Source organism: Vibrio genomosp. F6 (genome assembly GCF_005146325.1).
Lineage (GTDB): Bacteria > Pseudomonadota > Gammaproteobacteria > Enterobacterales > Vibrionaceae > Vibrio > Vibrio cortegadensis.
Window position 1 is genome coordinate 1 of record NZ_SYUT01000102.1, and the last position, 1,024, is coordinate 1,024.

A 1,024-nucleotide genomic window follows, 5' to 3' on the forward strand; every position below is an offset into this window, starting at 1 on the left:
TAGTTTCGAGCTGACGACCAAGTTTAGTCAGTGTTAAGTCAGAGCCGTCAAGCACACTTTTTGTGGCAAGTATCAGAGAATTAACGCGTTTTTTGTGAATGGAGGGGCATTGGTTTTGTATAGTTTGCTGTAGAATCTGAATATCGCGCATCGTTAGTCCATTTGTTCGAAATGTGTGTTTGGCGATATTCATTAGATCAAAGACAGCGATGCGCGTCTACCTCATTGTTTTTACGGTTAATTATGAGGGGATTCGCAAGATAGGGGCGTTATGTGCTTTAGAGGAAAATTGACATGGAAGTAGTAGAAGCGAGTTCAGATTTAGCTGCAATATTAGCAAGTTACGCGAAAGAATGTTTGGAGTCGGGTATCCCTAAATATTCCGGCGTTGAGCAAGATCCTGAAGCTTATTTATTAAGTTTGGTTGAACGTTCTAAGGCAACTTCTGAGTTCCCAAACGATTATTTGCCCTGCACAACTTATTATTGCGTATCTGGCTCTGAAATCTTAGGCGCTATTCGAGTTCGTAAAGGTACTAATGCCAACGTAGAGAATGTCATTGGGCATGTTGGCTACGAAACTAGACCGTCTGCTCGAGGCAAAGGTGTAGCCTCATTCCTCCTCGCTTGGGTGCGAGACCATGTTGTCACTGATTCAGTTATTGTTACTTGTTCCGTTGACAACTCAGCATCCCAAAAGGTTATCGAAAACTGTGGCGGTGAGTATCTTGGCAACTACACAAGTAAAAACGAGGGCACAGTAAGGCGTTACCGTTTAGAACGCACATAACAAAGCGTTTAAGAGGGATTCACAACGCTTGGCAGTTTTGGCTCAAAGTTTAGTTTTTGTGATTATGGCACAATGGGTTAGGTCAGGTGGTGGCGTTGTTCACCCCTTAACGCGGCGTTATATTGCATAAGATTCAAAGGGTTAAATTATTCGTTTATCTTTGTTCTTCGTTCGAGCTACACACCTGTTCGTCTCGTGAAAGTTGCCATCAAAATAACCATCGCACGTAGAAAGT

Annotated in this window: 1 protein-coding gene and 1 pseudogene; one reads left to right on the forward strand and one right to left on the reverse strand. The window is 42.8% G+C overall.

Translation table 11 applies throughout. The features are described from left to right. Positions 1-151 (reverse strand): annotated as a pseudogene (locus tag FCV43_RS20735) (IS4 family transposase); the annotation flags it as partial. A gap of 143 nt (positions 152-294) precedes the next feature. On the opposite strand from FCV43_RS20735, the gene FCV43_RS19775 reads away from it, so the two are divergent. Further along, on the forward strand, positions 295-789 hold the full coding sequence (locus FCV43_RS19775) for a GNAT family N-acetyltransferase (protein ID WP_136996137.1): 495 nt from the start codon (positions 295-297) through the stop codon (positions 787-789). The last annotated feature ends 235 nt before the right edge of the window (positions 790-1,024 follow it).